This is a genomic window from Pseudomonas sp. B21-056, from assembly GCF_026016325.1.
Lineage (GTDB): Bacteria > Pseudomonadota > Gammaproteobacteria > Pseudomonadales > Pseudomonadaceae > Aquipseudomonas.
The window spans coordinates 3544749-3566286 of sequence record NZ_CP087203.1; the positions used below are offsets into that span (position 1 = coordinate 3544749).

At 61.1% G+C, this 21538-nt stretch carries 20 protein-coding genes; 14 read left to right on the forward strand and 6 right to left on the reverse strand.

The window, feature by feature from the left end; all coding sequences use genetic code 11:
* Positions 1–68: 68 nt before the first annotated feature.
* The 6 genes from LOY67_RS14935 to LOY67_RS14960 form a co-directional block, all read right to left on the reverse strand.
* Entirely contained in the window at positions 69–2216 is a 2148-nt protein-coding gene (locus LOY67_RS14935; protein WP_265063221.1) for a TonB-dependent siderophore receptor, read from the reverse strand.
* Between the two features lie 278 nt (positions 2217–2494).
* Positions 2495–2677 carry a hypothetical protein gene (locus LOY67_RS14940; RefSeq protein ID WP_265063222.1) on the reverse strand — a complete coding sequence of 61 codons (183 nt, stop codon included), beginning with the start codon at positions 2675–2677 and terminating at the stop codon, positions 2495–2497.
* A gap of 533 nt (positions 2678–3210) precedes the next feature.
* Positions 3211–4050: an abortive infection family protein gene (locus LOY67_RS14945; protein ID WP_265063223.1), complete on the reverse strand. Its 840-nt coding sequence runs from the start codon at positions 4048–4050 to the stop codon at positions 3211–3213.
* Between the two features lie 80 nt (positions 4051–4130).
* Complete coding sequence (locus tag LOY67_RS14950; protein ID WP_265063224.1) at positions 4131–4904, reverse strand: toll/interleukin-1 receptor domain-containing protein; 774 nt, start codon at positions 4902–4904, stop codon at positions 4131–4133.
* 518 nt (positions 4905–5422) lie between these two features.
* Positions 5423–5701: a hypothetical protein gene (locus LOY67_RS14955; RefSeq protein ID WP_144929348.1), complete on the reverse strand. Its 279-nt coding sequence runs from the start codon at positions 5699–5701 to the stop codon at positions 5423–5425.
* A 328-nt stretch (positions 5702–6029) separates the two neighbouring features.
* Entirely contained in the window at positions 6030–7442 is a 1413-nt protein-coding gene (locus LOY67_RS14960) for a PLP-dependent aminotransferase family protein (RefSeq protein WP_265063225.1), read from the reverse strand.
* Positions 7443–7577: 135 nt separating this feature from the next.
* Between LOY67_RS14960 and LOY67_RS14965 the strand changes: the two genes are divergently transcribed.
* The 14 genes from LOY67_RS14965 to LOY67_RS15030 all read left to right on the forward strand — a co-directional run bounded on the left by LOY67_RS14965 (position 7578) and on the right by LOY67_RS15030 (position 21460).
* A complete protein-coding gene (locus LOY67_RS14965; RefSeq protein ID WP_265063226.1) occupies positions 7578–8744 on the forward strand; it encodes an MFS transporter in 1167 nt (388 codons plus the stop codon).
* Positions 8745–8966: 222 nt separating this feature from the next.
* A complete protein-coding gene (locus LOY67_RS14970) occupies positions 8967–9638 on the forward strand; it encodes a GntR family transcriptional regulator (protein ID WP_265063227.1) in 672 nt (223 codons plus the stop codon).
* A 140-nt stretch (positions 9639–9778) separates the two neighbouring features.
* Positions 9779–10690 carry a hypothetical protein gene (locus tag LOY67_RS14975; protein ID WP_265063228.1) on the forward strand — a complete coding sequence of 304 codons (912 nt, stop codon included), beginning with the start codon at positions 9779–9781 and terminating at the stop codon, positions 10688–10690.
* A gap of 114 nt (positions 10691–10804) precedes the next feature.
* The gene (locus LOY67_RS14980; RefSeq protein WP_265063229.1) at positions 10805–11737 is read left to right on the forward strand and encodes a 4-hydroxyproline epimerase; all 933 of its coding nucleotides are present in this window, start codon (positions 10805–10807) and stop codon (positions 11735–11737) included.
* The gene (locus tag LOY67_RS14985) at positions 11734–12852 is read left to right on the forward strand and encodes an FAD-dependent oxidoreductase (protein ID WP_320109987.1); all 1119 of its coding nucleotides are present in this window, start codon (positions 11734–11736) and stop codon (positions 12850–12852) included. The genes LOY67_RS14980 and LOY67_RS14985 overlap by 4 nt, the downstream gene beginning before the upstream one ends.
* Positions 12853–13027: 175 nt before the next feature.
* Entirely contained in the window at positions 13028–13264 is a 237-nt protein-coding gene (locus LOY67_RS14990; RefSeq protein WP_265063230.1) for a (2Fe-2S)-binding protein, read from the forward strand.
* Positions 13261–14517 carry an FAD/NAD(P)-binding oxidoreductase gene (locus LOY67_RS14995; protein ID WP_265063231.1) on the forward strand — a complete coding sequence of 419 codons (1257 nt, stop codon included), beginning with the start codon at positions 13261–13263 and terminating at the stop codon, positions 14515–14517. Before LOY67_RS14990 ends, LOY67_RS14995 begins: the two co-directional genes overlap by 4 nt.
* 175 nt (positions 14518–14692) lie before the next feature.
* A complete protein-coding gene (locus LOY67_RS15000) occupies positions 14693–15442 on the forward strand; it encodes an AraC family transcriptional regulator (protein ID WP_265063232.1) in 750 nt (249 codons plus the stop codon).
* Between the two features lie 230 nt (positions 15443–15672).
* On the forward strand, positions 15673–16491 hold the full coding sequence (locus LOY67_RS15005) for a transporter substrate-binding domain-containing protein (protein ID WP_265063233.1): 819 nt from the start codon (positions 15673–15675) through the stop codon (positions 16489–16491).
* A 10-nt stretch (positions 16492–16501) separates the two neighbouring features.
* On the forward strand, positions 16502–18280 hold the full coding sequence (locus LOY67_RS15010) for an aconitase family protein (protein ID WP_265063234.1): 1779 nt from the start codon (positions 16502–16504) through the stop codon (positions 18278–18280).
* The gene (locus LOY67_RS15015; protein WP_265063235.1) at positions 18273–18938 is read left to right on the forward strand and encodes an amino acid ABC transporter permease; all 666 of its coding nucleotides are present in this window, start codon (positions 18273–18275) and stop codon (positions 18936–18938) included. The genes LOY67_RS15010 and LOY67_RS15015 overlap by 8 nt, the downstream gene beginning before the upstream one ends.
* Positions 18939–18947: 9 nt before the next feature.
* Entirely contained in the window at positions 18948–19598 is a 651-nt protein-coding gene (locus LOY67_RS15020; protein ID WP_265063236.1) for an amino acid ABC transporter permease, read from the forward strand.
* The gene (locus LOY67_RS15025; protein WP_041024841.1) at positions 19591–20313 is read left to right on the forward strand and encodes an amino acid ABC transporter ATP-binding protein; all 723 of its coding nucleotides are present in this window, start codon (positions 19591–19593) and stop codon (positions 20311–20313) included. The genes LOY67_RS15020 and LOY67_RS15025 overlap by 8 nt, the downstream gene beginning before the upstream one ends.
* Before the next feature lie 118 nt (positions 20314–20431).
* Positions 20432–21460, forward strand: coding sequence for a trans-3-hydroxy-L-proline dehydratase (locus tag LOY67_RS15030; RefSeq protein WP_265063237.1), 1029 nt, complete (start codon positions 20432–20434; stop codon positions 21458–21460).
* Positions 21461–21538 lie beyond the last annotated feature (78 nt).

Genomic DNA, 21538 nt, shown 5'->3' on the forward strand with positions numbered 1-21538 from the left:
TCGGGAACTTCGTTGCCTGACCCAGCGCCATCGCGAGCAAGCTCGCTCCCACAGGGATTGCACTTGCTTTAGAGGGTATAGGAAATGCCTGCCTGTACGGTTCGCGGTGCGCCCGGGTAGGCGTAGACGTTGCCGAAGGCGCCTTCCTCGTAGTCGGCGTCGAACAGGTTCTTCAGGTCCAGGTTCAGGCGGATCCGTTCGTTGACCTTGTAGTAGCCGAGCAGGTCGACGACTGTGTAGCTGTCCATCGAGAACGCATTCGCCGCGGTCTGGCCGGCCCGCTCATCCACGTACTTGGTCCCTACCCCCAGGCCCAGACCCTTGAGGCCGCCGTCCTGGAATTCGTAGACGTTCAACAGGCTGAAGGTGTTCTTCGGCACGTTCAGCAGACGGGTGCCGCTGGGGATGCTGATGTCCTTGGTCACCTCGGCATCGACATAAGCGTAGCCGCCGATCATGCGCCATTCCGGCGTCAGGTTGCCCGCCACGTTCAGGTCGAACCCACGGCTGCGCACTTCGCCTGCCGCCACACTGAAAGTCGAATCCACGGGATCAGCGGTGAGCACGTTGCGTTTTTCGATCTGGTAGATGGCGGCATCGACACTCAACTGACGATCCAGCGCTTCCCATTTGATACCCATTTCATAGGACTTGCCCTTCTCCGGCTTGAAGCCGTTTCCTTGTCCCTCACGGCTGGCACCGGTGTTGGGTTTGAAAGAACGGGCGGTATTGGCGTAGACGGCCACCGTATCGGTCAGATCGTAGGTCACGCCCAGGCGCGGGGTTACGGCGCTGTCGGTTACGTTCCAGTTCCTGCTGCCAGGTGGATCCTGCGGGACAAACGTTTCGTACTCATGCTCAAAGCGCTCGAAACGCGCGCCCGCCAACAGCTTCAAACGCTCGGTGACCGCCACCTGATCCTGGACGAACACGCCGAACGTCTTGAGGTTTTCCTGATCATCGGTAGGCGTACGGGTCAGTGCCGGGCGGGGCTGGCCATACACCGGATTGAAGATGTCGATCGGGTAGGCGCCAGTCCCGGCGGCGGAACGCTGGATGATGGATTGGTACTGGTAATCCTCATACTCGATCCCGGTCAACAGCGTGTGTTCGAACCCGCCGGTTGAGAAATGCCCGGTGAGGTTGAGCTGCGTGTCGCGGTCGGTCCATTCCAGTTTGCGGTAACTGAAGTTACGACCCAGGGTACGCCCGTCGGCCGCGATGCCGTTGCCTTCCACCGCGTTGCCCTGCAAGGTGCCGTCGAGCCACTGGGTACCGCCGGCCAGGGTCCAGTCGTCGTTGAGCATGTGCTCGAAACGCACCTGCAGCATGTTGTTGTCATTGTGCAGTTTGCCGGCGTCTTTCTCGCCGAAGAAGGTATCGCGGGAGGCCGTGCCACGTTGACCGGCATAATGCGTCAGGCCACGGTCCAGCGGGTGGTTGTTGCGCATGAAATCGCCTTCGAACGTGAGGCGAGTGGTGTCGTTGACCTGCCAGGACACCACCGGTGCGACGCCGTAACGCTCGGTCTCGACGTGGTCACGGAAGGTGTCGCCGCCCTCGCCTATCACGTTCAGCCGATAGGCCAGACGCCCCTCGTCATCCAACGGCCCGGACGCATCCAGCGTGCCGCGACGCATGCCCTGGTCGTTGAGCTGGCTGCCCAGGGTCACCGTGCGTTCGGCCAGCGGTTGCTTGGACACCACATTGAATGTGCCGCCCGGATCGCCACGGCCGTACAGCATGGTCGCCGGGCCACGCAACACTTCAAGCCGCTCAATGGTGTTGGCGTCGGGCATGTTCGGGTAGCCACGGTTGATCGGGAAACCGTTGCGGTAGAACTCCCCGGTGGTGAAGCCGCGCACCGTGAACGTGGTCAGGCCCTGGCCGCCGAAGTTGTTGGCCCGCCCCACCCCGCCCGCATAATCGAGGGCATCCTGCAAACGCGTGGCACCGAGGTCTTCCACCACGTCGCGGGACACCACGCTGATGGATTGCGGGGTTTCATGAATGGCAGTGTCGGTGCGCGTGGCGCTGGCCGAACGGGTGGCGTGATAGCCGTGGACGGGGCCCTGCGCGGTTTCACTATCCGAAAGCCCCACGATGTCCGTGGCCTGCAACTCCAACGGCGCCCGGTCCGGGGCAGTGGGCTCATCTGCCCAAGTGGAAACGGAATAAGCCTGAAGCACACACAGTGAAACGAGAATCCGACGCATCGCACAACCCTAATGGAAAAACACCGACCGTCTCCGGACGGCCGACAAGAATGTGTCGCGAACGATACAGCAACTCATTCCTGTTTGATATGCATTCCTATTAACTCTTTCTCTACTGCATGCGGTCAGCCTCCGCTGAGTACGAGCGATTCCTCTTCTATCCAACGGAAAAACGTCTGGCATGGAATGGCATACGGTTTGCCCCATTTTTGTCCCATACACCTAAGCATTCACCCTCTCCAGTAGTGATCTGCTTCATGATTAGATTGGGCACTCTCCTACACCACGGAAAATATAGTGTGGTCGCCGGTGTAGAAATTCCCCATCTGCTGCTGCCACGCTGACTCATACACATTTATCCAGCCCATGATATGTGACAATTTAGGAAACAGCAGCTTAGGCCAGTAACGAACCGGCAGTTGGAGCAATCCCGCGCTGGCGGCAACAATAAGTCCAACCATAGGGGTTTCCTTTAATTCACCGCACTGGGATTCGCAGCACAATCACTTACACGGTTAGCTATTGTTTCGAGAGCAGTGTAAGCATTCTCGGGGGTCCCATAAGCTGATGCCATTAGCTCAAAAGCTGGACCATTTATCCCTGCGTTCGTCAGACGCTCAAAGCGATATTCGCTTCCACGCACAGACATTGCAAATGCAACGTAATTACTGAACTGAAGAGGTGCGTACACTTTTCCACTCGCCTTGGCCACACCATCAATCGCTACTGGACTGCCAGATAGGCCGTCAACCTCAGCTTGCATACAGGAAAGAACACGTGAGACTTCCGCAACTGGACGCTTAAACGTAATGGACTTAACGATTGGATAACCGTCCCCCCCTGTCCCGGTGACGACACCCGGTTTGGCAGCTAACGCAGTGGAAACTGTTTTAGTACCACAGCTAACCAATAAAGACGCGACTACTACACCAAGTACGACCCGCTTCCAGCTCATATCCTTTCCTCAATTGCTCGCGCGTAAATGAAAATAGAATCAGCTAGCGACCTTTGAGACTCGTTCGTCCCAGGTTTCAAGAATGAACGCAGCGATGGTATGCGCTGCGTGCACGGCTAACCGAGCGTGTCTAGGTTTCAGCCTATAAGGACGCTTTCCGGGACCATGGGCCGAACTCCCGTGAGTACGCAGGGCACCGATCCCGTTCACTGTAGCCATGAGTCCGCTAATAATCTCCTGGAGATCTCGCTCCTCTACAATTGAAGCATCAAGGCCCAAATCAGTTTTAACGACCTTCCATACCGCCTGAAGATCTTGCTTGGCTGGCATTGAAAGATGCGAGTGTTCCTCAATATAAATTTTGAAAATGGTTTCTAGTATATTGCACGCAGCAGAGACGGCTTCTCTTGGGCTTGCCGTGACATTCTTCAGTGCTCGATCAAATTCAAAATCAATGACCTCTAAGCTCCGGGCCTTAACCAATTCTGCCAGTGATTTCGTTGCGATGCCTTGGCCATGAGTAAGAACCCCACCAGAGCTATATGAGAGTCCAGCACGGGCCAATGCTTCCTTGATCCTACTTACTCTAGCCTTCTGCGCCTCAATGGCTGCTTCGGGTTGCCAAAGGGCCGCATTGGGCTCAGGAGCTTCTAAATATTTCTCAACGATTCGCCCAATGATCGAAAGCGCCCGGTCTCCACTCTCTTTGTTGATTCGCCTGAGCCACTCAAGAGCCTTCACAGCTTTACTTCCATCGGGCGGGTCGCCGGGAGCCTCAGCGTACATAAAAAGGCTATCCAAGCTTGCGTGAGTCTCAGTCTCAGATACCGTATCAGCGATTACAGCAAGGACATATGCGGGAACTGGAAGCGTATTCATATACTAGCGTCTCGACCAGAAGGTAAGGGCTCTGAACTATCATTAACTGTGTAAAGGGTATGGCTATTTGTTCTGATCAACTAGTCATAACTGGCTAATAGATCGTCATATGCTTCGATCATACAGTGAGCCTCTTGCCACTTGTTGTGCATTGAAAGCAGCGCATCCAGAACGTGAGCTCCTGTCCTCATGGCCTTACCAATACCCCAAAGCAGATAATCCAGTGTTACCACTGTATTACCAACCTCAAAAGCATAGGTATTATTGATCGGCGCGTGACTGGGAAATTTTTGATTAGCACGGTCAACAGCTTCAGCTAAACGAGCGCTCTTGTGCATCAGTGAAAAATGCTGATGAGCTTTATTCTGTTTAGAAAGATCCTCTAAGGCATCCTTCATGACAGATAATTCATGCCTAAGCGCTTCCATTTCAGCGTCAGCGGGTCTGTCAAGAGGCGTTGCCGGGCCAAGGGATCGAAGTAGAAGCTCAAACATGCGCTTGTAAGAAGTGGGGTCCGTGAAGTCAGCATAAAACTTCCCTTTAAGAAAACCCGGCAACGCAACTTTTTGCACCAACAATGGGAGGACAACCACCCTACGCTCTTCGATTTCTCGGTTGGACGCGATCTCCAACTCTCTTTGGACCCAAACACTACCAATAGAGTGTTCGCTTAGAACCGCTACCACGAAATCTACTTCATCAAGACCCTCACGAATTTTCCCTATCAAAGAGTCACCGATATTTATTTCAGCTTCATCTATCCAGACTGAATGTCCAGCTTGGCGAAGATCACTCGCAAGACGTCTTGTAAATGGCTTGTCTGCATGATTATGGCTTAGGAACACCTTACTCATCGTCTAGCCTCCATTAAATTACTCTCCAAACCATGTCTTCTTACTTCAATCCACCTACAGGTTTAGCATACATCTCAGATTGGGCCTAGAAACCTATAGAGAGCAAGCAATACGTTTATGTCGAGAATAAACATACAGTTTGCCCGTAGCATCTTTCATTTTTTAAGCTCGACAGAAAGGGAATCCTAAATGGATAGCACATAGCCACGATTAATGCCAGAAAGTAAATTTCCTGAGCCGTCAGCAAAACGGCTCCGTATGCTAGCCTCTCGGAAAACTTGAAGCCATTCTGGGACAAGCGGCATCCGACGACATATCAACTAAAGGGAAAGTCCTATTTTCTCCTAACACCCCTGGAAAAACAGCGATAACCAATTGATTAGAAATAAATTTCAGCCCCTTCTATCGCACATATTTTGTGCGAGCCTGCTCGCGACGAGGGCCCCCGGCCGATATTTACATCGCCTGACGACCATCGCGAGCAAGCTCGCACAGAGTCATGACTTAACTGATCGGTACTATTCCAAGTCAGAGGCCATCGCATGCAATCGGCGACCAATGACATCAAGCAGATCGCACCCATCGCGCAAGGGAATGGCCAGTACTTCGGCAAAGTCATGCAGGATCACTGCATCGCTGCTGATCTCCGAGCGCATGGCCAGATTTTCCAATAGTTGTGTCACTGCGGCGATTCGATAAGCCGCCGTATCGTGCAACACATCCAGCGGCGCCTCGGTGTCGATCAATAGAGCGTGGTAGTTGTTTTCGATCCCAGTGATGGGCATGTAACGATTCATGGGTGAAGCTCCTTTAGCAGTTCAATTAACCACCAACCTCACTTCCACATGAAGGTGGCAGCCGTACGCAGGTGTGGAAGACCGGGGCTAAAGGAACCCGGCGCACCCTAAAGTGCCCCGCGCAAAGCTGCCATAACGCGGCGATGTTGACACAAAAAGCGGTCAACATCAGCTCATGGACGCTTAGCGCCTTTAGCTAGAGAACGGACTTCCACATCCGGTCGCTACATCGGTAGCGACGAACAGAATTTAGCGGCGAACCCCATCACCGTACAGTCAGCGAAAGACGTCACAGCCTGCGGGAAACGTCCGAGATTCCGACCAACTCTCAAACAGCTTCATTCCTATGTTCCGCCCGCCCCGCCAGCGACGCCTCTTCGATCCGCCGGAAAAACGTCTGCGCCCGAATATCCTGGACGAAAGCCACGTTCAGCCGCAGCCAATCGCATGTCTCCCTTGCCGGCATGAAACTGGCGCCTTGAGAGAGCTGGACCTGCGCTTCACGGGCGATCCGCTGGACCCGTTCACTCTCCACATGCCGGGGCCTGGCCCACACGAACAGGCCTCCGCTGGGTTCGGCGAAGACCTCCCAATGCGCCTGGTCAAGCTGACGGAGCGTGCTTGCCATCTGCTTGTTCAAACGCTGGCGCAGGCGTTGGAGCAACTTGCGATAAGCGCCATTGGCGAGCAGTGTCGCCACGACATTTTCCGCCAACAGCGAGCAGCCTATGCCGGTCACCATCTTGACCTCGGCCAGCCGGTTGATGATGTCAGGTTGGGCGACGACATAGCCGATGCGCAGCGAACTGGACAGTGTCTTGGAAAAACTCGCCAGGTAGATCACCCGGTCCAAACCATCGAGGGTCGCCAGGCGGGAGGTCGGCCCGTTCTGGAAGTCGGCGTAGATGTCGTCTTCGATGAGGCGAAAATCGTGTTGGTTGGCCAGTTGCAGCAGACGATACGCGACACTCGGCGCCAGGCTGGTGCCGGTGGGGTTCTGGTACATGCTGTTGATGAAGAAATAGCTCGGCTTGTGCTGCCCGAGCAGGCGCTCCAGGCTGTCGATGTCCGGGCCTTGGGGGCCTCTCGGCACTGCCAGGGTCCTGACCCCGTGCAGCTTCAGCAGATTGAACAGATTGTAGTAGCCAGGGCTTTCCACCAGGACCAGGTCACCGGGCTTGAGGAGCGTGCGCACCAGCAGGTCGAGGCCATGGCTGGCGCCTTGGGTGGTGAGGATCTGCGCAAGATCGGCGTGTATGTCGATCAGGCCCAGGCGTTTCTGGATGTGCTGGCGTAGAGGAACGGAGCCCAGCGGCGTGCTGTAGTTGAACAGTGCATGGCTGTCGCTGCGCACCACCTGGCGGATGGCCTGGCCCAGATCGGTGTCGTCGCGCCAGGTGTCGGGCAGCCAGCCGCAGCCAAGCTTGAGCTGCGTGGACTCGTTGTCGAACAGCGTCCACGCCCCCTCACCCGTTTCAGCACCCGGTTCCTTGGACCGGGACACCTGTTGGGCGACAAAGAAACCCGATCCATGCCGGGACTCCAATACTCCGCTGGCGACCAGTTGGTCATAGGCCTTGATCACACACGATAGGCTGACGGCATTTTCCTGAGCCAATTGCCGGATGGAAGGCATTCGGGCACCGGGGCGGATGTGGTGGCTGCTGATCCAGCCCACGAGCTGACTCATCAGTTGCCGGGTCATGGGCTCGGCGGCATTGCGATCGATGTTCAGGTCCATGCTGGGCGCCCTTGAAGTGTTTCCAGATTTCGAGCGAACAGTTAATCACAAAATCCCTCGGCCTGTTTCTTGTTCCTGTGGGGCCCGGCGGTGATAGTCCAGAGACGCTTACTCAACGACTCCCGGGGAACACGCTTGAACGCACAGCATCGACATTCATGGGGACTGGCTTTCGGTCTTTGCCTGATCACCCTCGCGGTCAACCTGCAGGCACCGTTGTACACCACCTACGCTCAGGCCTCCGGCTACGGGGCCGGTGCCACGGCGGTGGCGTTCTCCTGTTATGTGCTGGGGGTGTTGCCGGTGCTGCTGGCCTTCGGCGGGCTGGCCGACCGGGTGGGCCGCCGGCCGCTGATATTGCTGGCGTTGTGTTTGTCGATGCTGGCAACCGTCATCACTTCAATCTGGCCGAACCTGTTCGCCCTCGGCCTGGCGCGACTGATGATGGGCGTGGGCACGGGCCTGGCCTCGGCGACATCGACCGCCTACATGAGCGAACTCATGGCCGGCGGCGACACCCGCTCTGCCGCCAATCGGATCACCGCCAGTACATCCCTGGGCTTCGGCCTGGGGGCGGCACTGACCAGTCTTTTCCTGTTCGTCCACCACAGCGTGGTGCCCGGCAGTTTCTGGCTGCAACTGCTCCTGGCCGGCATCGCGATCATCGTGGTTTCCAGGCTACCGGACCCTGCCGCCAGAACGCGCCATGGACCGATGCTGCGCCTGCCGCTGTTCCCCGCTGGCAGCCTGCCCTACGGCTTTTCCATGCTGCTGGCCTGGGCAACATCAGGCCTGGTCATCGCGATACTGCCCTCGGTGCTGGCACGCCACGACCTGCAGCAATGGTCGGGCCTGTCGACCTTCACCGTGATCAGTTGCGGGTTGTTGTTCCAGCCTTGGGTGCGCCGCCTGCAACCGGCCCGGGCCACTGGGTTTGGTTTGCTGGTGCTGCCCTTGAGCTATGCACTGCTGGCCTGGGGCGCGAGCAGCGGTTCGCTGATCGCGGTGCTGCTTGGGGCGCTGGGAGCCAGCAGCGCCTGCTACGGTTTTCTGTACCTGGGCGGGTTATCGGCGATCACTGCATTGGCCGGTGCGGAAAAAGCCCGGGTCAGTGCCGGGTTCTTCCTGTTCGCGTATATCGGCTTCAGCATTCCGGTGGTGGTCACAGGCCTACTGGCTGACCGATTCGGCGCCGATGTGGCGTTGGTCCTGTTTGGGCTGGCGTTGTCGCTGGGTGCGTTGGTGACAGGATGGGTCATCGTTCGGACAGAGGCGTATGTCACCCGCCTGTCCCACGGCTGAACACAACCCCCTTGTGGCGAGGGGATTTATCCCCGCTGGGCTGCGAAGCGGCCCCTGGATCAAATTGGCACCCGAACTGCCTGATTTTAGGGCCGCTTCGCGCCCCAGCGGGGATAAATCCCCTCGCCACAGGTTTCGTCTGTTTACCGGAGCCAGGACACCTCGACACCACCGCCACCAAGTCGTATACCATATCCCCAACTCAGCAACCGACCTGCCGCCGTGACTTTATCCAAGTTCAACCTGCCCGACCTGGGCAACACCCCTTCCACTTCGGAAATCATCACCCGACACCTGCGCGAGGCCATCGTGGCCGGGCATTTTGCCGAGGACGAGCCGATTCGCCAGGACGACATCGCCCGTCAGTTCAACGTCAGCAAGATCCCCGTGCGCGAAGCGCTCAAGCGGCTGGAGGCCGAGGGGCTGGTGATGTTCCAGCGTAATCGCGGGGCGATGGTCACGCGGATGTCCGAGGTGGAGCTGGCGCAGATGTTCGAAGTGCGGATGTTGCTGGAGGACAAGGTGCTGCGCCTGGCGATTCCCAACATGACCGAAGACACCTTCGCGCGCGCCGAGGCCATCTGCCGCGAGTTCATCGGTGAGGATGACGTCGGGCGTTGGGCCGAACTCAACTGGCAATTGCACGCCTGCCTCTACGAACCGGCACAACGGCCCTTTCTGGTCGGCCTGATCCGTTCGGTCCACGACAAACTGGAGCGTTATCTGCGCATGCAGATGAGCCTGTCGGCCGGCAAGGAGCGCGCCGATCACGAGCATAGGGAAATCCTCGATGCCTGCCGTGCCGGCGATGTCGAACGGGCGGTGAAACTGCTGGACGAGCACATCGCCGGGGTCTGCAAGACGCTGTTCGAGTTCCTGCCTTCCAGCCGTTGAAGCGGGCCGTTGAACGACAATGCCGGGGCGATGATCGCCCCGGCATTTTTTTTGCGCATATACATATGTACCACCAGGCCCCTGCAACACGGCTCCAGAATCGGTGACTTCTTAATCAGAGACAGAACGCACCTTTAATCATGACCGACACCATTGTAGACAGCCTGACTGTGACAGCCTCGATCACCGATCAACATTGGGCCGGCACCGACGACACCCTTTATGTGTCCATGGGCCCTCTCAGTCAGATGCAATTATTTTGCGAAGCCCCGCGAGTCGGGCAAACCATCACGGTGGAAATCGACATTGCGCGGCTGTTCGGCCGCCCGCGGATCTCATTGTCCGAAATCGACGGACTGACCTTCTACCAGAGGCCCGAAGCCCACCCGATAGCCTCTGATGACTGGGAGCTGGAATCCGTACTGATCAAGGCCAATGACATCTATACCAACCTTTCATTCAAGCGAGTGCGCAGTTGGCTCAGGAATTCATCCTCGCACTTGCTGGCCGTATGGTCGGGCCATGTGCATTTTTCCGATTGGCTGAACGCCGACCATCGCTCGATCGATCTCAACGCCCAGACCTACCCGATCAGGTGGATGCCCTTCATCGGCGATCTCATGCATTGGCGTTGCTATGACCCGTCGAAAATCGACGGCGTGGGTCAGCTGGTGGGGATGTGGGATGGCAAGCTGATCGGCAATCAATTGAAGTCGCAAACCAGCGAAATACTCTCTCCCAACGACCAGTCCGATAGCTACACCTGGGTCTATACCCCGGAAAACTCCATCATCTATAAACGCTGGGAACACGCTGATCGGGCCAATTATATAAGGCACAGCCAACTCGGCAGCGGCAGGCCCGTCATGTGCGCCGGGGAATTCCGGATCAGGGAACACCGCATGGACCATGTCATTGCCATGGTCAATGATGCCTCCGGGCATTACCGTCCCGACGGCGGTGCCTGCCTGCGCTACGTGGCGGAAAAGTTCGAGGCCTTGGGCATCAATACCGATCACATCGAGTGGCAGTGGAGAAACGCTTCCGACTGATTAGCGATACCTGCACTGTGCCGATTTCGTCATGACCGGCAGATAAAACCATCAAGCCGCCACCCCCTGTCGCGGGCCACGCTTGCCGTCACTTATCTGAACGGACGTGGCCCCATGAAGCGCATCACTGTGATCGATTCCCACACCGGCGGCGAACCGACCCGACTGGTCACCGACGGTTTTCCCGACCTTGGCCAGGGCAGCATGGCCGAACGCAGGCAGCGCCTGGCCTCGCAGCATGACGCCTGGCGCGCGGCCTGCGTGCTGGAGCCGCGGGGCAGCGATGTGCTGGTGGGCGCGCTGCTCTGTGAACCGGTGGACCCGAGTGCCTGCGCCGGGGTGATCTTCTTCAATAACAGCGGCTACCTGGGCATGTGCGGCCACGGCACCATCGGCCTGGTGGCCTCGTTGGCGCACCTGGGGCGGATCGGCCCGGGTGTGCACAGCATCGAAACCCCGGTGGGCACCGTACAGGCCACCTTGCATGAGGACCGTTCGGTCAGCGTGCGCAACGTGCCGGCCTATCGCTGGCGCAAGGCGCTGCGCCTGGAAGTGCCCGGTATCGGCCCGGTGGAGGGCGACGTGGCCTGGGGCGGCAACTGGTTTTTCCTGATCGCCGACCACGGCCAGCGGGTGGCGAGCGACAACCTCGACGCATTGACCACCTACACCTACGCCGTGCAGCAAGCGCTGGAGCAGCAGGGCTTTCGTGGCGAGGACGGTGGGCTGATCGACCACATCGAACTGTTCGCTGACGACCCGCAGGCCGACAGCCGCAACTTCGTGCTCTGTCCCGGCAAGGCCTACGACCGCTCCCCTTGCGGCACCGGCACCAGTGCCAAGCTGGCGTGCCTGGCTGCGGACGGTAAGCTGCAACCCGGTCAGATCTGGCGCCAGGCCAGTGTCATCGGCAGCGAGTTCGAAGGCTCCTATGAACAGGCGGGCGAGCGCATCGTGCCGACCATTCGCGGCCGCGCCTATGTCAGCGCCGAGGCCACGCTGATCATCGAAGCGGATGACCCGTTCGCCTGGGGCATTCGCCTGTGACCGAGGGGCTGATCGCCGACGTGATCATCATCGGTGCCGGCATCATCGGTGCGGCCTGCGCCCGGGCATTGTCCCAGCGTGGCTTGAAGGTGTTGGTGCTCGACGCCGGCTGGCATGGCGCCACGGCGGCCGGCATGGGGCACTTGCTGGTACTGGACGACAACCCGGCGGAACTGGCCCTCAGCCAATATTCCTTGCAGCGCTGGCGCGAGCTGGCTCCGGCTCTTCCCGAAGGCTGTGGCTGGCGCAACAACGGCACCCTGTGGCTGGCGGCCAATCCGGAGGAGATGGCGGTAGCCAACAGCAAGTACCTGAATCTGCTGGCCCACGGAGAAGCCTGTGAACTGATCGGGCGCGGCGCCCTGCGTCAACGCGAGCCCGAGCTGCGCGAAGGCCTGGAAGGTGGCCTGCTGATCAAGGGCGACGGCATCCTCTACGCCCCCGCTGCGGCCCGCTGGATGCTGGACGGGCCGCACATCCGCCAGCAACGGGCGCTGGTCGCCGAAGTGGACGGCTCGCGGGTTCGTCTGGACGACGGGCGCTGGTTGCGGGCCGAGGCGGTGATTCTTGCCAACGGCATCCAGGCCACCGAACTGTGCCCGGAATTGCCGATCGAGCCGAAGAAAGGCCACCTGCTGATCACCGATCGCTACCCTGCCACCGTCACCCACACCCTGGTTGAACTGGGTTATGTCACCAGTGCCCACAACGCCAGCGGCCCGTCGGTGGCGTGCAATATCCAGCCGCGCCCTACCGGGCAATTGTTCATCGGCGCCTCGCGGCAGTTCGGCACCGTCGACCCGCAAGTGGAAGGCTGGATGCTGGCGAAAATGCTCAAGCGCGCCGTCGACTACCTGCCGGGGCTGGCACAACTCAACGGCATCCGCGCCTGGACCGGCTTCCGCGCCGCCAGCCCCGACGGCCTGCCGCTGGTGGGGCAGCATCCGCAACGCAAGGGCCTGTGGCTGGCGGTGGGGCATGAAGGACTGGGGGTCACCACCGCGCCTGCGACGGCTGATTTACTGGTGGCGCAGCTGTTCAACGAAACCTCGCCGTTGGCCCCTCAAGCCTATCTGCCGGAGCGTTTTCTGGGGGAGCCTGTGTATGTCAGCTAAATCCCTGTGGCGAGGGGATTCAGCGAAACGTCGCACCGCCCCGCTGGGCTGCGCAGCAGCCCCAAGTTCAGCCGCTGCGGTGTGTCAGGTAGCTGATGGTTGCGGTTTTTGGGGGCTGCTCCGCAGCCCAGCGGGGATAAATCCCCTCGCCACAGTTTCATACGGAGCCTGATAGATGCCTGAATTATTCCTGGATGGCCGCCCACTGACGGTCACTCAAGGCACCAATGTTGCCGCCGCCCTGGCCCTGGGTGCGGACGGTTGCAGTCGCACCTCGGTCAGCGGCCAACGGCGTGCGCCCCTGTGCGGCATGGGCATCTGCCAGGAATGCCGGGTGACGATCGACGGCCAGCGCCGCCTGGCCTGCCAGACCTTGTGCCGCGACGGCATGCATGTGCAGACCCGACCATGAACGAAACCACTGACCTGCTGATCATCGGCGCCGGCCCCGCCGGCATGGCCGCGGCCCTGGCGGCGGCGAGCAGCGGCGCGCGTATCGTGCTGCTGGACGACAACCCGTTGCCCGGGGGACAGATCTGGCGCGAAGGCCCCCAGGCCAGCCTGCCCACCGCGGCACGCCGCTTGCGCGAGCAATTGCAGGCCTGTGCCAATGTGCACTGCCATGCTGGCACCCGGGTTATCGCCCAGGCCGGCGACAAGACCCTGCTGGTGGAGGACGCCGAACGCGGCTGGCAGATCACCTACGAGCGCCTGATCCTCTGCACCGGCGCCCGGGAGTTGCTGCTGCCCTTCCCCGGCTGGACCCTGCCCGGCGTCACCGGCGCCGGCGGCTTGCAGGCGCTGATCAAGGGTGGCCTGCCAGTGCGGGGCGAACGCTTGGTAATCGCCGGGAGCGGACCGCTGCTACTGGCCAGCGCCGCCACGGCCAAACACCAAGGCGCTGACGTGCTGCTGGTTGCCGAGCAGGCCAACCGTACCGCCGTGGCCGGTTTCGCCGCGCAATTGCCGCGCTGGCCGGGCAAGTTCCTGCAAGCCTTCGGCCTGTTCGACCGGCATTACCGCACTGGCAGCCATGTGCTGGAGGCCTTGGGTCGGAAGCGGCTCGAAGGCGTGCGTCTGCTGCAACAGGGCAAGGTCGTCGAACTGGCCTGTGATCGATTGGCCTGTGGTTTCGGGCTCATCCCCAACACCCAGCTCGGCCAGGCCCTGGGCTGCGAGCTTGCCGACAATGCCCTCGCGGTCGACACCTGGCAGGCGACGACCCGCCCCGACCATTACGCCGCGGGCGAATGCACTGGTTTCGGTGGCAGCGAACTGGCGCTGGTGGAAGGTGCAATTGCCGGTCACGCGGCGGTCGGCGATACCGCAGCCGCGCAACGCTTATGGCCACGTCGGAACCGCTGGCAGGGTTTCGCCCGGACGCTGAACAAGGCCTTCACCCTCGATGTACGGCTCAAGTCCCTGGCCCGCGCCGACACCCTGGTCTGTCGCTGCGAAGACGTGCCCTACGGCGACCTGATCGGCCACATGAACTGGCGCGAAGCCAAGCTCGCCAGCCGTTGCGGCATGGGTGCCTGCCAGGGCCGGGTCTGCGGCGCCGCCCTGGAGCATCTGTTCGACTGGACCCCGCCCGTCCCACGCCCGCCGTTCAGTCCGGCGCGGATTGAAACCCTGCTGAGCCTGGAAGAAACCCCGCTCGCTTGAGCCAGACAGCGGTCCATTTGTGGGAGCGAGCCTGCTCGCGATAGCGATATATCAGTTACAGATTGGTTGCTGACACACCGCTATCGCGAGCAGGCTCGCTCCCACATCAATTGGCCGGTCATTCTCCTGCTACTCTTGCGCAACCCTTGCCCCCACCCCAGATGATGCCGGCCCCATGTACCCCTCGCTCACCACCATCCCCCCCTGCGACCTGGACACCCTGCTCCACAGCCTGCAATCCATCGCACCGCTGCTCGACACCCTCGCGGACGTGGTGTTCTTCATCAAGGACAAACAGGCCCGCTACGCCTTCGTCAACCAGACCCTGGCCCGGCGCTGTGGCTTCAAGCACAGCGCCGATCTGCTTGGCCTCACCGCCGAGCAGGTGTTCCCCGAGCGTTTCGGCCCGCTGTACACCGAACAGGATCGACGGGTGCTGGCCAGCGGTCGGGAGCTGGCCGACCAGCTCGAACTGCACCTGTATTACGGCAATCAGCCGGTGTGGTGCCTGACCCACAAAATCGCCCTGCATGACCCCAATGACCAGATCGTCGGCCTGGCCGGCATCTCCCGGGATCTGCAACTGCCCCAGTCCAGCCACCCGGCGTTCCAGAAACTGGCGGCGGTGGACGCCCATATCAAAAAGCACTTCGCCCGCCCTATCAGCCTGGCCGAGTTGACCGCCATCGCCGGGTTGTCGGTGGCGCAACTGGAGCGGCACTGCAAACGCATCTTCCAGCTCACGCCCCGGCAGATGATCCACAAGGCACGGCTGGAAGAAGCCTCGCGGCTGTTGCTGGACAAGGACCTGCCGATCACTGAAATCGCCCTGCGCTGCGGCTACACCGATCACAGCGCGTTCAGTCGCCAGTTCCGCGCCTTGACCAGCCTGTCGCCGAGCCAATATCGCGAAAGCCAGCACTGAACCTGTTCCCTTACAAGGCGTCGGAACACCCACTGCTCCCATCTGTAACACCTTGCTGAAACGGTCCTTGGCATTGCGCAATGCTCAAGGCTGTCTATTACCTTTTATATCAAATAGTTACTGATCATAACGAGAAATAGCTCGAGCAGGCACGCCGATTGCTTATCTAATATCGTATACGAAATCCTCAATACGATATCTCACCGCATTTATTCGACAGCGAGGCATTTATGAAGAACCCTGCACTGGCCGTAGCGTTAAGCGTTGTCCTGACCCCTCTGCTCATCACACCCGCCTATGCCGACAAGCTCGATGACATCATCGGCTCCGGCAAGCTGCGCTGCGCCGTGACCCTGGACTTCCCGCCCATGGGCTTTCGTGACGAAGGCAACAAACCGGCGGGCTTCGACGTGGACTATTGCCACGATCTGGCGAAAGTCCTGGGGGTAGATGCCGAAGTGGTGGAAACACCGTTCCCGGACCGGATCCCGGCGCTGATTTCCGGCCGCGCCGATGTCATCGTTGCATCCACCTCCGACACCCTGGAGCGAGCCAAGACCGTCGGCCTGACCGTGCCCTACTTCGCCTTCCAGATGGTGGTGCTGACCCGCGACAACACTGGCATCAACAGCTTCGCCGACCTCAAGGGCAAGGCCGTGGGCAACACCAGTGGCACCTATGAAGCCATCGCGCTGGAGAAAGACCAGAAGAACTGGGGCAGCGGCAGTTTCCGCGCCTACCAGTCGCAGAACGACACGCTGCTGGCCGTCGCCCAAGGGCACATCGACGCGACGGTGGTGACCAATACCGTGGCCGCCGCGACCATCAAGTCGGGCAAGTACAAGAACCTGAAGATCGCCGGTGACGCGCCTTATGTCATCGACTACGTGTCCCTCGGCGCCAAGCGCAACGAGTTCGGCCTGATCAACTACCTCAACCTGTTCGTCAACCAGCAGGTACGCACCGGTCGCTATAAAGAGTTGTTCGTCAAATGGGTCGGCACCGATATTCCGCCGGCCAACCTGACTGTCCCGCAGGTCTATTACTGAGGATCGGGGCATGCCAAGCAGGCCTATCCGTGTCGTGGGTCGTAGTCTGGTGGAGGGTGCCGCCCAGGGCGCCCTGCTCTTTGCCGACGTGGGCTTGAGCTTCTGGGGCGGTGTCGATCCGGCCAGCGGCGAAGTCATCGACCGCCATCACCCGCTCAGCGGCGAGCGCCTGGCCGGGCGCGTGCTGGCGATCCCCAGTGGGCGCGGCTCGTGCACCGGCAGCAGCGTCCTGATGGAGTTGATCAGCAACGGCCATGCACCTGCCGCCCTGGTGCTGGCCGAAGCAGATGAAATCCTGACCCTCGGCGTGCTGGTGGCCCAGTTGATTTTCCAGCGCTCGTTGCCGGTCGTGCAGATCGGTCGCGAGGCCTTCGACGGGCTGCGCGGCCAGGGTTTCGTGCGCATCGAAGGCAATTGCCTGACCTTGTCCGGCCGTCGCCCCAATGATCGCTGGGATGGGGCCGACGTGCCCTTGCAACCAGCCACACCATCCATGGTCAAGCTCACCGAACAGGATCGGACACTGCTCGACGGCAAGCACGGCAAGGCTGCCCAGGTGGCGATGCAAATCGTCTTGCGCATGGCCGAGATCCAGGGCGCCACGCAACTGCTGGACGTGACCCAGGCCCACATCGACGGTTGCATCTACACCGGCCCGGCCAGCCTGCGCTTTGCCGAGCAATTGGTGCAATGGGGCGCGAAGGTGCGCGTGCCCACCACCCTCAACTCCATTTCCGTGGACCAGCGCCGCTGGCGGGAGCTGGGCGTCGACCCGAGCCTGGGTGAACCGGCGAGTGCCCTGGGCGATGCCTACATGGCGATGGGTGCGCAGTTGAGTTTCACCTGCGCACCGTATCTGCTGGACACCGCGCCCAAAGCCGGCGAGCAGATCGTCTGGGCCGAGTCCAACGCGGTGGTCTACGCCAACAGTGTGCTCGGGGCTCGCACGCAAAAGTACCCGGACTTCCTCGATATCTGCATCGCACTGTGCGGCCGGGCGTCGTCGAGCGGTTGTCACCTGGACGGCCCGCGCAAGGCCAGGCTGATCGTCGACGTGCCGTTATTGGAAGATGTCGATGACAGTTTCTATCCGCTGCTGGGCTATCACATCGGCAGCCTGACGGGCCGGCGTGTTCCGTTGATACGCGGCCTGGAACACGCCGCACCCACCCTGGATGACCTGAAAGCCTTCGGCGCCGCATTCGCCACCACCAGCGCCGCGCCGTTGTTCCATATCGCCGGGATCACACCGGAAGCCCTCGACCCGGCCGCTGTGCTGGAGGCGGAGTGTCCGCGACCGCTGGAAACGGTGAATATCGCGGGCCTGCTTGCCAGTTGGCGCGAGCTCAACAGCGCCCGAACCAACCGGGTAGACGTGGTCTCCCTGGGCAACCCGCATTTCTCCCTTAGCGAATTCGCCGCCCTGGCCGCTCTTTGCGCCGGTCGGAGCAAGCACCCGGACGTGGTACTGGCCATCACCTGCGGCCGTGCGGTGCTGGAACAGGCCCGCCAGGCAGGTCACCTGGACGCCATCGAGGCCTTCGGCGCGACGCTGGTGACCGATACCTGCTGGTGCATGCTCGGCGAACCGGTCATCCCGCCCGCGGCCACCACCCTGATGACCAACTCCGGCAAGTACGCCCATTACGCACCCGGCCTGGTGGGGCGCGGGGTGCACTTTGCCAGCCTCGCGGCCTGTGTCGACGCCGCCTGCATCGCCACCGCCAGCGGCCAACCGCCGCTCTGGCTGCAACCTGCCACCCGCCAGGGGAATCCCTTCCATGTTTGACTACAGCTTCCAATGGCGCCCGGCCTTGCGCGCCTTGCCTGACATGCTTGCCGGGGCCTGGGTGACGTTCGAGACCGCCGCACTGTCGATGATCTTCGGCGTGCTGATCGCCCTGGTGCTGACGGTGATGCGCCAGGCGCGTCATCCCGTGCTGCGCGGCATCGGCAATGGCTGGGTATCCATCGCCCGCAACACGCCGTCGCTGTTCCAGATCTACATCCTCTACTTCGGCCTCGGTTCCCTCGGGCTGCACGTCAGTTCCTGGCTGGCCTTGCTGGCCGGGATCACCTTCAACAATGCCGGCTACCTGGCAGAGAACTTTCGCGGTGGCCTCAAGGCCGTGCCCGGCACGCAGATGCGCGCTGCCCGTTCCCTGGGCATGAGCGCGTTCCAGGCCTATCGGATGATCATCGTCCCGCAACTGCTACGCATCGTGTTCTACCCGCTGACCAACCAGATGGTCTGGGCAGTGCTGATGACATCCCTGGGCGTGGTGGTCGGCCTGAACAACGACCTCACCGGGGTGACCCAGGAATACAACGTCAAGACGTTCCGCACCTTCGAATACTTCGCCCTCGCGGCCGTGCTGTATTACCTGATCGCCAAGCTGATCGTCGGGCTCGCCCGGCTGTTGTCCTGGCGGCTTTTCCGTTATTGAGGGCTGGTCATGTTTGCCACAAGCCTTACCGTCAACGACCTGTTGTTCTTGCTCGACGGAGCCTGGGTCACGCTGCAACTGACCGTGTGGTCGATCCTGCTCGGCACCCTGGCCGGGTTGCTGTTCGGCCTGCTCCGGGCGCTGTTGCCCCGGGCCAGCCTGCCGCTGGCCTGGCTACTGGATGTGTTTCGCAGTGTGCCGCTGCTGATCCAGTTCGTGCTGTTCAATTCGCTCAAGAGCATCGTCGGCCTGAACCTCAGCGCCTTCGCCGTCGGTTGCATCGTGCTCGGGGTCTACGCCGCCGCGTACTTCACCGAGATCGTCCGCGGCGGTGTGTTGGCGGTGCCCCTGAGCACTCGGCGGGCCAGCCGTTCCCTGGGCCTGAGCTACCTGCAGGACCTGCGTTTCATCGTCCTGCCGATTGCCACGCGCGTGGCATTTCCCGGCTGGCTGAACCTGGTGCTCGGCGTGATGAAGGACACCGCCCTGGTGATGTGGATCGGCATCGTCGAGCTGCTGCGCGCCTCGCAAACCATCGTTACGCGTATTCAGGAACCCCTGCTGGTGCTGTGCATCGCAGGCCTCATTTACTACGTCATGAGCCTGGTGGTTGCCCGCCTCGGCGCACGTCTGGAAAGAAGGTGGCAGGAAAATGATTGAGATCGAGAACGTGCACAAATCCTTCGGCGACCTGGAAGTGGTCAAGGGTGTGAGCCTGACCGTGGACAAGGGCGAAGTGGTGTCGATCATCGGTGGCTCGGGTTCCGGCAAGTCGACCCTGCTGATGTGCATCAACGGCCTGGAGCCGATCCAGCAAGGCAGCATCCGCGTCGACGGTGTCGAGGTCCATGACCGCGCCACCGATCTCAATCACCTGCGGCAGAAGATCGGCATTGTCTTCCAGCAATGGAACGCCTTCCCGCACCTGACCGTGCTGGAAAACGTGATGCTGGCGCCGCGCAAGGTGCTGGGTAAAAGCAAGCAGGATGCCGAGGCCCTGGCGGTGAAACAGCTAGAGCACGTGGGCCTGGGGGACAAGCTCAAGGCCTTTCCGAACAAGCTGTCCGGCGGCCAGCAACAGCGCATGGCCATCGCCCGGGCCCTGGCGATGTCGCCGGACTACATGCTGTTCGACGAAGCCACCTCGGCCCTGGACCCGCAACTGGTGGGCGAGGTACTGGACACCATGCGCATGCTCGCCGAGGACGGCATGACCATGGTGCTGGTGACCCACGAGATCCGCTTCGCCCGGGACGTGTCCGACCGCGTGGCGTTCTTTTGCAATGGCCGGGTCCATGAGATCGGGCCGCCGGACCAGGTGATCGGCAACCCGATGCAGCGGGAGACGGCGGCGTTTCTCAAGTCGGTGAAATAGCCAATGGCCCTATCGCGAGCAGGCTCGCTCCCACAGGGTTCGGTGTTGAACACAAATCCCATGTGGGAGCGAGCCTGCTCGCGATGAGGCCCGAACAGACAACACAAGGAACAGCCCAATGCGCTCATCGAAAATAATCCACATCGTCAGCTGCCACGCCGAAGGCGAAGTCGGCGATGTGATCGTCGGCGGCGTCGCCCCTCCCCCCGGCGCCACGGTGTGGGAACAGTCGCGCTGGATCGCCCAGGACGAGACCCTGCGCAACTTCGTCCTTAACGAACCCCGTGGCGGCGTGTTCCGCCACGTCAACCTGCTGGTGCCGGCCAAGGACCCACGGGCGCACATGGCCTGGATCATCATGGAGCCGGCCGACACCCCGCCGATGTCCGGCTCCAACTCGCTGTGCGTGGCAACCGTGCTGCTGGACAGCGGCATCCTGCCCATGAGCGAACCCCAGACCCGCCTGGTGCTGGAAGCCCCTGGCGGGTTGATCGAGGCCGTCGCCGATTGCCGCGACGGCAAGGTGCAACGGGTGGAGATCAAGAACGTGCCGTCCTTCGCCGACCGTCTCGACGCCTGGATCGAGGTCGAGGGCCTGGGCTCGCTGCAGGTGGACACGGCCTATGGTGGCGACAGTTTTGTCATCGCCGACGCCCAGCGCCTGGGCTTTGCCATCCGCCCGGACGAGGCCGCCGACCTGGTGGCCGTGGGCTTGAAAATCACCCGGGCCGCCAATGAGCAACTGGGTTTCGAGCATCCGCTGAATCCAGACTGGTCGCATATCTCGTTCTGCCAGATCGCTGCGCCCATCGTCATTGAGGAAGGCATCGCCACCGGCGCCAACGCTGTGGTGATCCAGCCCGGCAAGATCGACCGCTCCCCCACCGGCACCGGTTGCTCGGCGCGCATGGCGGTGCTGCAGGCCAAGGGGTTGATGCAGGTGGGCGAGCGGTTCATCGGACGCTCGATCATCGGCTCCGAATTCCATTGCCGCATCGACTCGCTGACCGACGTGGCCGGGCGCCCGGCAATCTATCCGTGCATTGCCGGGCGGGCGTGGATCACCGGGACCCATCAACTGCTGCTGGATCCGGCCGATCCGTGGCCGCAGGGCTATCGGCTTTCGGATACGTGGCCCGGCGCATGACTCCCAAATTCACATCGACCCCTTGTGGTGAGGGGATTTATCCCCGCTGGGCTCTGTAGGAGCTGGCGAAGCCTGCGA